The 12911-nt window shown below is 40.5% G+C and carries 13 protein-coding genes, 1 tRNA gene, 1 other RNA gene and 1 other annotated feature; of the genes, 4 read left to right on the plus strand and 11 right to left on the minus strand.

Annotated elements, in window-relative coordinates:
- Positions 1–252: 252 nt before the first annotated feature.
- The 7 genes from IOC57_RS24370 to tadA form a co-directional block, all read right to left on the minus strand.
- Positions 253–522, minus strand: a complete 270-nt coding sequence (locus tag IOC57_RS24370) for a pro-sigmaK processing inhibitor BofA family protein (RefSeq protein ID WP_370694145.1) — start codon at positions 520–522, stop codon at positions 253–255.
- A gap of 105 nt (positions 523–627) precedes the next feature.
- Complete coding sequence (locus IOC57_RS24375) at positions 628–846, minus strand: YaaL family protein (RefSeq protein WP_063236519.1); 219 nt, start codon at positions 844–846, stop codon at positions 628–630.
- Between the two features lie 20 nt (positions 847–866).
- Positions 867–1463 carry a recombination mediator RecR gene (recR, locus tag IOC57_RS24380; RefSeq protein ID WP_034316264.1) on the minus strand — a complete coding sequence of 199 codons (597 nt, stop codon included), beginning with the start codon at positions 1461–1463 and terminating at the stop codon, positions 867–869.
- Between the two features lie 60 nt (positions 1464–1523).
- Entirely contained in the window at positions 1524–1841 is a 318-nt protein-coding gene (locus IOC57_RS24385; protein ID WP_053348895.1) for a YbaB/EbfC family nucleoid-associated protein, read from the minus strand.
- Between the two features lie 21 nt (positions 1842–1862).
- Positions 1863–3551: a DNA polymerase III subunit gamma/tau gene (gene dnaX, locus IOC57_RS24390; RefSeq protein ID WP_207441117.1), complete on the minus strand. Its 1689-nt coding sequence runs from the start codon at positions 3549–3551 to the stop codon at positions 1863–1865.
- 171 nt (positions 3552–3722) lie between these two features.
- Positions 3723–3987: signal recognition particle sRNA large type (gene ffs / locus IOC57_RS24395), an RNA gene on the minus strand.
- 147 nt (positions 3988–4134) lie between these two features.
- On the minus strand, positions 4135–4641 hold the full coding sequence (gene tadA, locus IOC57_RS24400; protein ID WP_207441118.1) for a tRNA adenosine(34) deaminase TadA: 507 nt from the start codon (positions 4639–4641) through the stop codon (positions 4135–4137).
- Positions 4642–4779: 138 nt separating this feature from the next.
- Between tadA and IOC57_RS24405 the strand changes: the two genes are divergently transcribed.
- The 3 genes from IOC57_RS24405 to IOC57_RS24415 all read left to right on the plus strand — a co-directional run bounded on the left by IOC57_RS24405 (position 4780) and on the right by IOC57_RS24415 (position 6815).
- A complete protein-coding gene (locus IOC57_RS24405) occupies positions 4780–5325 on the plus strand; it encodes a cysteine hydrolase family protein (protein ID WP_207441119.1) in 546 nt (181 codons plus the stop codon).
- A 181-nt stretch (positions 5326–5506) separates the two neighbouring features.
- On the plus strand, positions 5507–6166 hold the full coding sequence (locus tag IOC57_RS24410; protein WP_207441120.1) for a deoxynucleoside kinase: 660 nt from the start codon (positions 5507–5509) through the stop codon (positions 6164–6166).
- On the plus strand, positions 6144–6815 hold the full coding sequence (locus IOC57_RS24415; protein WP_207441121.1) for a deoxynucleoside kinase: 672 nt from the start codon (positions 6144–6146) through the stop codon (positions 6813–6815). The genes IOC57_RS24410 and IOC57_RS24415 overlap by 23 nt, the downstream gene beginning before the upstream one ends.
- A 121-nt stretch (positions 6816–6936) precedes the next feature.
- On the opposite strand, the gene IOC57_RS24420 is transcribed toward IOC57_RS24415, so the two are convergent.
- From IOC57_RS24420 to guaB, 4 genes are all read right to left on the minus strand, one after another.
- Positions 6937–7029 (minus strand) — tRNA-Ser (locus IOC57_RS24420).
- A gap of 132 nt (positions 7030–7161) precedes the next feature.
- The gene (gene serS / locus IOC57_RS24425) at positions 7162–8439 is read right to left on the minus strand and encodes a serine--tRNA ligase (protein WP_207441122.1); all 1278 of its coding nucleotides are present in this window, start codon (positions 8437–8439) and stop codon (positions 7162–7164) included.
- A 63-nt stretch (positions 8440–8502) separates the two neighbouring features.
- Positions 8503–8727, minus strand: a binding site (T-box leader).
- Between the two features lie 69 nt (positions 8728–8796).
- Positions 8797–10116, minus strand: coding sequence for a D-alanyl-D-alanine carboxypeptidase family protein (locus IOC57_RS24430; protein WP_286185165.1), 1320 nt, complete (start codon positions 10114–10116; stop codon positions 8797–8799).
- Between the two features lie 173 nt (positions 10117–10289).
- Positions 10290–11753 carry an IMP dehydrogenase gene (gene guaB / locus IOC57_RS24435; protein ID WP_207441123.1) on the minus strand — a complete coding sequence of 488 codons (1464 nt, stop codon included), beginning with the start codon at positions 11751–11753 and terminating at the stop codon, positions 10290–10292.
- A 111-nt stretch (positions 11754–11864) separates the two neighbouring features.
- Between guaB and IOC57_RS24440 the strand changes: the two genes are divergently transcribed.
- On the plus strand, positions 11865–12830 hold the full coding sequence (locus IOC57_RS24440) for a YaaC family protein (protein ID WP_207441124.1): 966 nt from the start codon (positions 11865–11867) through the stop codon (positions 12828–12830).
- The last annotated feature ends 81 nt before the right edge of the window (positions 12831–12911 follow it).

The following is a 12911-nucleotide window of genomic DNA, read 5'->3' on the forward strand; positions in this document are numbered from 1 at the left end:
AATTTATCGTCGTTACTTCGTAAGCGACTTCATTATCTTACCACTTACTAAATCTAATGTCAATGATTATTTCACATTGTTTTTTCGATTGAGCAATTTGTGATGTCGTCATTGGCGACTCCTAATATAATATCAGGTATACGAGTTATCGTCAATGGTTTAATTAGTTTTTTTAAAAAAACTATAACATGATAAAAACCTCAAGGAGATATCCATGAGGTTTTTATCAGAATGACTTCGACGCAATACCATTTAAATGATCCAATAACCTATGGCTGCCAATGCGGCAACTCCCGGTATTCCAAGCAGACCGGCGACTGCCGAGGTAACAGGGTTGATGGGTACATGAATGCCCGCTTGATTCCCAAGTGTATTCAAAAAGAACAAAAATGCTGCACCGATAATGACCTTTATAATCCCCTGCCCTATGAATCGGACAGGTCTTAATGGCGCCCCGATAATGAGGAGCATTAAAATCAGGCCGCCAACTACGGCAACAAAAACAACTGGTTCCAAACTCATTCCTCCCCGCAAGCTTGTACTACACTTATATGAAGGGATCAATGGATTAAGAACCGAAAAAAAATGGCCATGAGGAACTTGCAATCCTTCACAGCCATTTCCTTATCATCTTTTTAAGCGGACATTCCTTCTTTTAACTTCCCTGAATAAGTAGAAATATTTCACTTCCGCCAGTCTTGTTTGGGCGATTACTTCCTCAGATGGATCAACGCTTTTTTCAAGTAATGATTTTTGATTATGCCAATTCCATTTCAAATGTTCAAGCTCTTCGATTAACGAATCATTGAATTCATTCCGAAGTTTCTTTTTTTTACGAAAGAACAAGTGAAGTCCTCCCAGCTATCTTATATTTCTCTTCTTCCTTCTATTGCTTTTGATAGCGTCACTTCATCCGCATACTCCAAATCTCCGCCAACAGGAAGTCCGTGGGCAATTCGGGTCACTTTGATTCCTGATGGCCTTAGCAACCGCGAAATATACATGGCTGTCGCTTCACCTTCAATGTTAGGATTAGTGGCCAAAATGACCTCCAGCACCGTTTCATCTTGCAGGCGCTTTAATAAATCAGGAATATTTATATCTTCCGGACCGATTCCGTCCATCGGGGAAATACTGCCATGCAGTACATGGTATAAACCATTGAACTCTCTCATCTTCTCCATAGCTATTACATCTTTCGGGTCCTGAACCACACAAATCAAACTTCTGTCCCTCTTTTGATCTTCGCAGATATAACAGGGATCTTGATCTGTAATATGACCACAGACTGAACAATACATAAGATTCCGCTTAGCATTAACAAGTGCTTTTGCAAAATCCAAAACAGTATCTTCCTTCATGCTTAGTACATGAAAGGCTAATCGAGCAGCCGTTTTAGGACCAATCCCCGGCAACTTCATAAAACTGTCAATGAGCTTGGAAATTGGTTCTGGATAATGCATCGAATTCCTCCTAAAAATTTCAAAAGAAACCCCCTGAATGGAAGTTTCTTTTGAACTTGCTTAAAACATACCTGGAAGGTTCATTCCCTTAGTGAATTGTCCCATCGTTTGGTTTGTCAGTTCTTCCGCCTTTTTCAAAGCATCGTTAGTCGCTGCCAATACTAAGTCCTGAAGCATATCGATATCATCCGGATCGACTACTTCCGGTTTGATGATAACATCGACTATTTCTTTATGACCAGTCACGATGACCGTTACCATTCCGCCGCCAGCGGTTCCTTCAATCTTCTTTTCACCTAATTCTTCTTGTGCCTCTGCCATCTTCTTTTGCATCTTTTGCATTTGTTTCATCATATTTTGCATATTACCGCCACGCATACCCATTTTCCATACCTCCAATTATTCTTTAATTTCAAGTAAATCATCGCCGACTAATTTTCTAGCCTCTGCTATAAAAGGATCTTCTTCTTTTGATTCCGTTTCTTCTGGACCGTCGAACTGCTGTGTTGAGATGAAGTCCTCCCGCAACCTTTGCCACTGGCTCTCCGGAACACCAGCTATCTCCATTCGGTGTCCGGTCAATTGCTGCATGATCGAGGCTATCACTTCCACGAAACGGTTATTTTCCATTGCCATTTGACAATGAATATCATATTTGAATTTTACCACAAAAGCTTCATTTGACGCAGCAACAGGTTCTGCCTCCGTTAATAAAGCTGCCAATGACTTTTGGTTTTGCTGACCTAACTGTTCAAGCACTTCCCCCCACTTACTTTTCACAGTATTAAGATTTGGCTTTGTAGCTTGTTTCAAAACTTGATTGATCTTTCCTGCTGGTGCTTTATACGCCTTTTTAATGGCCCTTTGCGCCTTAGCCTGCTCTGCAGGTTTTTCTGTCATAGCTGCCGGAATGCCGTTTTTCTGCATTTCGAGTAATCTGTTCTCTAAATCCTCTATTTTCTGCTGCAGCTGTTGAAGCTGCCCGTTATCACTTTGATTTGGCCTTTGCTCATTACATAACTTCACAAGTGCCACTTCAAGGAAAATCCTTGGATGGTTTGTCCATTTCATATCCTGCTGTGTTTGATTGAAGCTTTCAATAATGGAGTAAATCGATTCAGAAGAGATCACTTCTGCCAATTCCTTAAATTGGGGATCTATCAAAACACGCTCGAAGGATTCTGCCAGTGCCGGTGCCGTTTGATACAAAAGCATGTCACGGAAATAATAAATCATGTCTTCTATGAACCTAGCCGGGTCTTTTCCCATGGCCAGCAATTCTTCAAGGACTTCAAGTGCCACCGCTACTTCTTTATCATATATAGCTTTTGCCAGCCGGCTTAAAAACGTCTGCGAAACAGAACCGGTGACAGTCAATGCATCTTCCACAGAAACCGTCTCCGAACTGAAGGATATCGCTTGATCAAGAAGACTTAGTGCATCTCGCATCCCGCCTTCAGCTGCCCTGGCAATGATATGCAGGGCTTGTTCGTCACATGAAACACCTGTTTCTTCAATGATCTGTGACATCCTGCCAACTATATCTTGCGGCTGGATCCTTTTAAAATCAAACCTTTGGCAACGGGAGATGATCGTTAGTGGAATCTTATGAGGCTCGGTCGTCGCCAATATGAAAATTACATGCTTAGGAGGTTCTTCCAAAGTCTTTAAAAGCGCATTGAAAGCCCCTTGTGAAAGCATATGTACCTCATCAATAATATAAACTTTATATGTAACCGCGTTCGGTGCATATTTGACCTTATCACGAATGTCACGGATTTCCTCGACACCATTATTGGATGCTGCATCAATTTCTATAACATCTGATATGGAGCCATCGGTGATTCCGCGGCAGGTAGCACATTCGTTACAGGGCTCACTTGTTGGGGCATGCTCGCAATTCACTGCTTTTGCTAGAATTTTGGCAGCACTCGTTTTCCCTGTTCCACGTGGACCGGAAAATAAATAGGCATGCGAAACCTTCTGCCCGACCAAGGCATTCTGTAACGTTTTCGTTACATGTTCCTGCCCGACTACATCAATGAATTGTTGCGGCCGCCATACCCGGTATAATGCTTGATACCCCACGGAAATCCCTCCTTTTTTTCTCCATCCTGTTTATTATACATTACTGATTTCCTTAATATCAAAGCTAAAAAGAAATTTCATCATTGCCTCATTTTTTCAACACTTTGCCTTCTTGGCATAAAAAAAAACCCACCCGATACGAATGAGTTTTTTGTTTATGTAAAATAACAGCCGTGCACCTTCTGTCGATTAGCAACCATAAGCGTTACTTAAGCAGTTAGCTCGGCCCAGGCAACCCTGCGGCACATGAGAACTTCCACTTAATGCTGCTTCCTTCCGGACCTGACATGGTTCATGGAGTCCCATTGCGCAGGACCCGGGCGTCAACACCACTTACTTAAGGCAGGCCCTACAGAATGCTAACCTCGAGAAGGGATTCAACCTCGCTAGAGCGGATTGCGAGTACAGGGCACCGCTACCTCCCCGTCTAGCACGGCAAATGTAATACCAATTTCGCAGCGTCATTACGACGCATAATTCATTATACTAAGGTAACAAAAAAAACGCAAGTGTTGTTAGTGGACAGTTTGATTCCATATTTATCAAATGAAGCAAATCCTCATCTTCAACATTCGTATTTCACCTATTTATTTTCTTCTGCACTCTTGAGTGCTTGCTCTCTTTTCAAAGTTTTCTTTCTATTCCTTAGCTCTTTAAAAAACGAAGTCAATATCCAGCCGCACTCTTCACCTAATACACCACTTGTTACATCACATTGATGGTTGAAGCGTTCGTCTCGAAGTAAATCCATGAATGTCCCTGCACAGCCAGCCTTTGGATCATGCGCACCAAAAACGACCCTTCTTACCCTTGATTGTAAAATGGCACCGGCACACATGGGACAGGGTTCAAGCGTTACATACAATGTCGCATCTTCAAGTCGCCAACTGCCAAGAACATTGCAAGCCTCGTTGATTGCAAGCAGCTCCGCATGTGCCGTTGCATTCTGTTCCGTTTCCCTAAGGTTATGCCCCGCAGAAATAACTTGATCATCTATTACGATTAAAGCGCCAATCGGCACTTCATTCAACATCTGGGCCTTTTTTGCTTCCTTTAAAGCTAAATTCATGTAATAAACATCATCCTTCATAAAAAACCCCCTCATATTAAGTAGGAGTAAACAGACAAATATAAGACAAAATAAAGGTCATACTACTTATTCTAATGAATAGTAACGCATGCGGCATACGTGCTGCAAGTAAATTCTCACAATACAGGAGGTTATACCATGAATCAATCTGAATCGCCCTCTTTTGCATTGCTTATCATTGATATGATCAATGATTTTGATTTCAACCACGGGAATATGCTCCTAGAACATACGGAACTTATCGTCGATCCGATTTTGAAATTAAAAAAGCAAATGAATGAAAATGGTTTTCCGATCATTTATATCAATGATCATTATGATTTATGGCAGGCTGACTTCGATAAAATTATTGATAGATGTAAAAACGAAGGAAATGCCTCATTAATCGAAAGGATAAAACCCCAACAGGATGATTTCTTTCTCATCAAGCCGAAGCATTCCGCATTTTATGGAACAGCACTCAATACGCTACTTAAACGATTAAATGTGGAAACATTGATCATTACTGGTATAGCCGGAAACATCTGCGTGCTATTCACGGCCAATGACGCCTATATGAGGGAATTTAAATTATGGATACCGAAGGATTGCATCGCCTCAGCATCCAAGGAAGATAATCATTACGCATTAAAGATGATGAACCATGTTCTCAAGGCATCCATAAAAAAAGGTGAAGACATTTAAGCATTCAATCGAGCAAGGAGCACCCTACATCCCTCCCCATAAAACACTCTTTCATTCTCTTTCTTTGGCAACCTAACAAAAATGTCACTTAAGTCCCAAGTCTGTGATACAATATCTCTTGGCGAAAAACCTAATAAACTGGGAATTTCAGCTTGAAACCTCATGAAGGAGGACAGATTGGATGAAATCCACCCCATTTATCACTGTCGAAGGTCCAATCGGCGTGGGAAAAACATCACTTGCAAAAGTTATCGCAGATCATTTTCAAATTTCATTATTAAAGGAAATTGTCGATGAAAATCCATTTCTCGGGAAATTCTATAAAGATATTGATGAGTGGAGCTTTCAAACAGAAATGTTTTTTCTGTGTAACCGTTATAAGCAATTGGAAGATATCGAAAAAAAGTATCTTATTAATGAACAAGCCGTGGTGGCTGATTACCATATATTCAAGAACCTGATATTTGCTGAACGAACATTAAAAAACGGCCAATACAATAAATACCTTGAAATATTCAATATTTTAACAAGGGATATGCCTAAACCTAATATGGTGATTTATTTAAATGCAAGTCTTGATACTCTTCTCTCCCGAATCAGTAAAAGAGGTCGTGAATTCGAAAAAAATATATCTTCCATTTATTTAGAGCAGTTATCCACGGATTATCGAACATTCATGGAAGCATTTGAGAAACAGCACCCTGACATACCCGTTCTTACTTTCAATGGAGATGAGCTGGATTTCGTCGGGAACAAGCATGATTTGAAAACGATAATCAGTCAAATAGAGAATGCCCTGCACAAAGGAGTAAAGTCAAATGAACTTACGAAAGAAATATAATATTCCAAACAACGCCGTCATTACGATAGCAGGGACGGTTGGCGTAGGAAAATCGACCATGACCAATGCGTTAGCCGATGCCCTTCAATTCAGGACATCCTTTGAAAAGGTTGATACGAACCCCTACCTGGATAAGTTTTACGATGATTTTAATCGTTGGAGTTTCCACCTGCAAATCTATTTCCTCGCTGAACGTTTTAAAGAGCAAAAAAAAATCTTCGAATATGGCGGTGGTTTTATCCAAGACCGTTCCATTTATGAAGACACTGGGATATTTGCAAAAATGCACTATGAAAAAGGCACCATGAATGATGTGGACTACGAAACATATACAAGTCTTTTCAATGCCATGGTAATGACGCCATACTTTCCGCATCCAGATTTACTTATCTATCTCGAAGGTTCATTGGATGATATCCTCGACCGGATCCAAGAGCGCGGCCGCCCAATGGAGCAGCATACCCCAATTGAATATTGGCAGGAAATGCACGGCCGTTACGAAGAATGGATTGATCAATTCAATGCCTGCCCTATCCTTCGATTAAATATAAATGAATATGACCTTATGAAGGATGAAGCGAGCATCGAACCGCTTATCAAACGGATTGCCGAATATATGGAGCAAACCAAGTTGTTACGAAATGTGTAAAACAGAAAAACCACCGGATAGCCGGTGGTTTTTTAATATATTAGAAAACAAAAATCCCGTTACAAATCCGTAACGGAATTCATCGATATCCAATTTATGCGCTGTGGTTATTAATAAGTTATGGAGGAGGTAGAGGGATTCGAACCCCCGCGGGATTTGACTCCCCTGTCGGTTTTCAAGACCGATCCCTTCAGCCGGACTTGGGTATACCTCCGTATCAACATTTATTATAATACATGGATTTAAAATTAAAGTCAAGTCCTCTAAAAAGTTTTTTTGAAATAATTTTCAAACTTAGATTAAAAGGAGAATCAGCCCCTTTAATCAGAAGCTGATTCCTTTTGACTTACGGTTTAATGACTTCCACACCGCGCATATATGGTCGTAATACTTCAGGAATGATCACACTGCCATCTTCCTGTTGATAATTTTCCAAAAGGGCTGCAACTGTACGCCCGATTGCCAAACCTGATCCATTTAGAGTATGGACGTGTTCCGGTTTACCTTTTGCATCACGCCTGAAGCGGATATTGGCCCGTCTTGCCTGGAATGCTTCAAAGTTACTACAAGAGGAAATTTCGCGGTACGTTCCATAACTCGGGATCCAAACCTCGATATCATACTTTTTAGCTGCAGTGAAACCAAGATCTCCCGTACACATGCTAAGCACTCGGTATGGAAGTCCTAGCAATTGAAGGACCTTTTCCGCATGACCCGTAAGATTTTCCAATTCCGCATAAGAATCTTCCGGTTTCACGAACTTCACTAATTCAACTTTATTGAACTGGTGCTGGCGGATTAACCCGCGTGTATCACGACCAGCAGATCCTGCCTCTGAACGGAATGAAGCGCTGTATGCCGCATAGCTTATCGGCAGATCGTCTGTGCTCATGATTTCATCACGATGGAAGTTTGTCACCGGTACTTCAGCTGTAGGAATCAAGAAGTAATCGTCACTTTCAATCCGGAAAGCATCCTCTTCGAATTTAGGCAATTGACCTGTGCCTGTCATGCTTGCACGGTTCACCATATATGGTGGTAGCATTTCTTCATATCCGTGTTCCTCAACATGAAGGTCTAACATAAAGCTAATTAAAGCACGCTCTAATCGTGCACCAAGACCCCTATAAAATACAAATCGGCTTCCGGTCACTTTTGCTGCCCGTTCAAAATCCAGGATACCTAGATCTCCAGCTACATCCCAGTGCGGTTTCGGTTCGAACTTGAATTCCGGTAACTCTCCCCACTTACGAATTTCGACATTATCTTCTTCCGTCTCACCAACAGGCACAGATTCATGGGGAATATTCGGAATAGAAAGAAGTAATGTTTCCAACTGGGCTTCCACTTCACGAAGTTCATCATCGAATCCTTTGATACGGTCACCAACCTCACGCATTTCAGCGATCAGCTGATCGGCATCTTTTTTCTCCCGTTTCAATACGGCCACTTGCTGTGAAACTTCATTTCTTTGGCTTTTCAATTTTTCCGTATCAGCAATCAAGGTCCGACGCTTTACATCCAGTTCCTCAAATTTGCCTAAATCGGTTAAATCTTCTCCTCTAAATTGCAATACACGCTTCACTTCTTCAAAATTATTTCTTACATATTTCAAATCCAACATTTCCAGTTCCTCCTTAATATTTTGATGATTTATCAAAGAACGCAAAAAACTCCCGTCCCCTGAAGAAGGGACGAGAGTTAACCCGCGTTGCCACCCTAGTTGAAGGCCTACGAAAAGCGCCTACCACTTATCACGATAACGGCTTTTAACCGAAAGTATTTACTGACCCAAAAGGCTTTCCATACTCTGCTCCAGGACGGATTCACAAAACTCTCACACCGATTTCCACCAGCCATCGGCTCTCTTTAGAAAGAAATACTTGTTACTATTTCCTGTCATTGCTTTCTTATATAATCAGATTGTTTTCCATAATGTACTATAATTTTATACAATACGCAACCGTTTTATACGTGAAACTTAAAACCAGCCTTTAACAGTAGAGGCTACACTGCTCCATACGTCACCAAAGAATCCGCCGACAGCTCGCATTGATAATACGAACCAGTTTGCTTTTTCAACAGATTCAGCAGCTACGACGTTAACCTTCACTGGATCTCCGTTAATGTACCCGTAATCTTCTCCATTTTTAGGAGTGACTGTGATGTAACCAAGCTTTTCACCTTTTTTGATTGGTGCAGTCAGCTTACCATCATCATTCAATTTGTTTTTATCGATCACTAAATCTGTTTTATAGTTATCTTTCTCACCATTTGCAACAAGTAGTTCGATTGCTTTTTCAGTTTGAATCTTAACGTTTTTTTCCTTACCCTTTACTACTGAAAGTGTTTCTTTCCCCTTGACCTGGTAATTTACTGGAAGTATATTTTCCTTTTTAAAAGTTGCATAAGCATAGTTCATAAGCTTAGTGCTATCCGCAAAACGTTCATTTTTATTAGTGGACTTCATAACCACCGTGATATAGCGCTGACCGTCCCGGATAACCGTCCCTGTGTGTCCATATCCGGCAAAGTCGGTTGATCCCGTTTTTAATCCATCTACGCCTTTATATTCAAAAATCAGGCCAGGCAACATCCAGTTGAAGTTCGGATATTCTTTTCCATCACGGAACTTCAATTTAGAAATGCTTGCGATCTTTAACACTTCCGGATAATCATTTATTAAACGATAAGCAAGAAGAGCCGTATCTTTTGCTGTCATGATATTTTCATCATCTTCATTACCGGTAGGATACTGGCCTAATAAATCGGTGTTATTCAAACCACTGGCGTTAACGAATTTATGGTTTTTCAAGCCTAATTCCTTTGCTTTTTCGTTCATTAACTTAACGAAACTCTTTTCACTTCCGGAAACTAGCTGTGCTAAAGCTACTGTTGCCGCATTTCCAGAATAGACGGCCATAGCTTGATATAGTTCCTTAACTGTATAATCTTCACCTTCTGTTAACCCAACATTCGACAAATTAGGTGCTTTTGAAAGGTCATGTACGTATTTATTTATTTTAACTTTTTGATCCCAACTGATTTTCCCATTTTCAATTGACTCCATTATGATGTACTCGGTCATCATTTTAGACATGGATGCAATCCCTAATACTTTATCGGCATTTTTTTCATACACGATTTGTCCTGTTTCACCATCAATGATGATGGCTGCCTCTGCTTTTAAACCTAAATTATCAGATTCAGCAACAGCTTCCCCCGGTTGATAGGCAAATTGCGACATAACAAGAACAAAAACAAAAGTGAAAATGAGGGTCATCTTGCTGATTTTTTTCAATTTCCAATACCTCCAACTTTTAAGCTAATCTCTATAACAAAGAAGAAACTTTATGTAATTCCCTTGACACCTTGTCTAGTTTATCACAGAAAAAATAAAAAAAATAGACAGAGTAATCGCAGACTCTGTCTATTTTCACAATAAATTTTAATGACGATTATATGTTAAATTCATTACATTGAGTAGTTCGGTGCTTCTTTTGTAATTTGGACATCATGAGGATGGCTCTCCCTTAATCCGGCACCGGTCATTTTGACAAATTGAGAGTTTTCTCTCAACTCTTCCAGTGTGGCTGTACCGCAATATCCCATACCTGAACGAATGCCGCCAATCAGTTGGAAAATGGTATCTGAAAGAGGTCCTTTGTATGGAAGGCGCCCTTCAATGCCTTCCGGTACGAATTTCTTGTTATCTTCTTGGAAGTAACGATCTTTAGATCCCTTTTCCATTGCAGCAACAGAGCCCATCCCCCGATATACTTTAAAACGGCGGCCTTGGAAGATTTCCGTTTCACCTGGGCTTTCAGTTACCCCTGCAAGCATACTGCCAAGCATTACTGCATGTCCGCCTGCAGCTAGGGCTTTGACGATATCACCAGAGTATTTAATTCCGCCATCAGCAATAATCGTTTTACCATGTTTCCTTGCTTCAGTTGCACAATCGAAGACTGCCGTGATTTGTGGAACACCTACACCAGCTACAACCCTTGTCGTACAGATTGACCCTGGTCCGATTCCCACTTTCACTACATCAGCACCCGCTTCAATCAATGCTCTCGTGCCTTCGGCTGTTGCCACATTACCAGCAATGATCGTCAATTCAGGATATGTCCCGCGAATTTCCTTTACCATTTCAAGGACGCCCTCTGAATGACCGTGAGCAGTATCAAGAACAATTGCATCGACATGGGACTTAACTAGCATTTCTACACGCTTCATTGTATCCTTAGTCACGCCGACTGCAGCTCCTGCAAGTAATCTTCCTTGCTTATCTTTCGCCGAATTCGGGAACTCAATGACTTTTTCGATGTCCTTGATCGTAATAAGTCCTTTAAGAACTCCATTATCGTCTACAAGGGGAAGCTTTTCAATTTTGTATTTTTGAAGTATCTTCTCTGCTTGTTCCAAGTTCGTTCCCACTGGCGCTGTGACCAGATTCTCTACAGTCATGACACTGGAAATCTTCAAGGAAAAATCGGAAATAAATCGCAAATCACGGTTTGTAATGATACCCACAAGTTTTTGATCCTCTATATTGTTGACTACAGGAACACCCGAAATGCGATATTTACCCATTAAATGCTCTGCATCAAATACTTGGTGGTCCGGCGTTAAGAAAAATGGATCGGTAATTACACCGCTTTCTGAACGTTTTACTTTATCCACCAGTTCAGCTTGTGCTTCTATAGACATATTTTTATGAATGATACCTAATCCGCCTTGACGAGCCATGGCAATTGCCATCTCAGCTTCCGTCACGGTATCCATTCCTGCGCTGATGATAGGAAGGTTGAGCTTTAAGTTTTCAGCTAAGTTGACTTGAAGGTTAACATCTTTCGGCAAAACCTCTGATTTCGCTGGAATTAATAGGACATCATCAAAGGTTAAACCTTCTTTTGCAAATTTATTTTCCCACATTATTTTCCCCTCCTGCTTAAAAATATTATTTGTAGGTTATCAATAGGACATACTACTGTCAAGAAGAGAAATAAAAGTTTGATTATTCTATTAATTCGGAGGATAGCTGCAATGCCTGAAAACAATGATAATTTCGATAAATATACACCTTTTTTTTCCGCATCTTCCTCACAACTTTTTTTACAAAAATGTTACACACATGAAAAAATAGCAGAAGCGGAAATAAAAAGTTATGATAATTGTTATCCATTTATTTACCATATTGAACATGCTAAAACTTATTATAATCAGGCTGCCATTGCCCCACTTTCCATACAACCAATCCTTACATTTTATGGATTCGCCCAATTGTTAAAGGCTTGTCTGCTCACGGTTGATCCTAACTATCCGGAATCAACTTCGATGCTTGCCCATGGGGTAACTACGAGAAAAAAGAAAAAACAACAATATGAATTTTTAAAGGACGAAGTGAAAACGCAAAAGAATGGACTTTTCACCTGCATTGCCGAGAAATTATTTCATATCAAGCATCTCGAAGGTGAAAAATTTTCCATGGGAACACTAATGAGGGAGATCCCAGATATGCAAAACTTTACATGGTCGATTCCCAAGAAAAATTTCGTCGCGATGTTACCCTCCTCGGATGGTTTTCAATTACCCGCAGCCATATTGGATAGCTATCAAATGTCCAGCAGTCGATTGGAAGAATTTTTGAAAGCTAAAACGAATCAAGTTAACAGTATTTCAGAGGCTTCTGGAATACTGCATTTAAAAACAGATGGCATTCCCATTCATAATGCTACTTCTCCAATACGATATCATTTGGAAGAAGGACAATTCATGCTATCACTAAATAAAGATTCGTCAGCTTTTTCATTACCTGAACTTTTGATCCATTATTTGATTTCTTATAACCTTAGCATAATAGCTCGTTATGAGACAGAATGGTGGGCAGAGCTGCTGAAAACCATGCCTAATGACGATTACCCTTGCATAGTACAATTCCTTAAAATAAGCCAAGCTAAGGTGCCATTCTTAATATTTGAATGGATCAAGTCCGAGAGGTCCCACTTTTGATCCTTCCAACATCCAATTGGTGAATGGATTAAGTCCGAAACGACGAAAAAAGACCAGCCGGATGGCTGATCTTTTTAAATG

The sequence above is a fragment of the Bacillus sp. SD075 genome, from assembly GCF_017355165.1.
Lineage (GTDB): Bacteria > Bacillota > Bacilli > Bacillales > DSM-1321 > Peribacillus.

Excerpts from the sequence above, each read along its gene's own strand:
- IOC57_RS24370 (WP_370694145.1), bottom strand. The coding sequence starts at position 522 with ATGAGTTTGGAACCAGTTGTTTTTGTTGCCGTAGTTGGCGGCCTGATT.
- recR (WP_034316264.1), bottom strand. The coding sequence starts at position 1,463 with ATGCATTATCCAGAACCAATTTCCAAGCTCATTGACAGTTTTATGAAG.
- IOC57_RS24385 (WP_053348895.1), bottom strand. The coding sequence starts at position 1,841 with ATGCGTGGCGGTAATATGCAAAATATGATGAAACAAATGCAAAAGATG.
- tadA (WP_207441118.1), bottom strand. The coding sequence starts at position 4,641 with ATGAAGGATGATGTTTATTACATGAATTTAGCTTTAAAGGAAGCAAAA.
- IOC57_RS24405 (WP_207441119.1), top strand. The coding sequence starts at position 4,780 with ATGAATCAATCTGAATCGCCCTCTTTTGCATTGCTTATCATTGATATG.
- IOC57_RS24410 (WP_207441120.1), top strand. The coding sequence starts at position 5,507 with ATGAAATCCACCCCATTTATCACTGTCGAAGGTCCAATCGGCGTGGGA.
- IOC57_RS24415 (WP_207441121.1), top strand. The coding sequence starts at position 6,144 with ATGAACTTACGAAAGAAATATAATATTCCAAACAACGCCGTCATTACG.
- serS (WP_207441122.1), bottom strand. The coding sequence starts at position 8,439 with ATGTTGGATTTGAAATATGTAAGAAATAATTTTGAAGAAGTGAAGCGT.
- guaB (WP_207441123.1), bottom strand. The coding sequence starts at position 11,753 with ATGTGGGAAAATAAATTTGCAAAAGAAGGTTTAACCTTTGATGATGTC.
- IOC57_RS24440 (WP_207441124.1), top strand. The coding sequence starts at position 11,865 with ATGCCTGAAAACAATGATAATTTCGATAAATATACACCTTTTTTTTCC.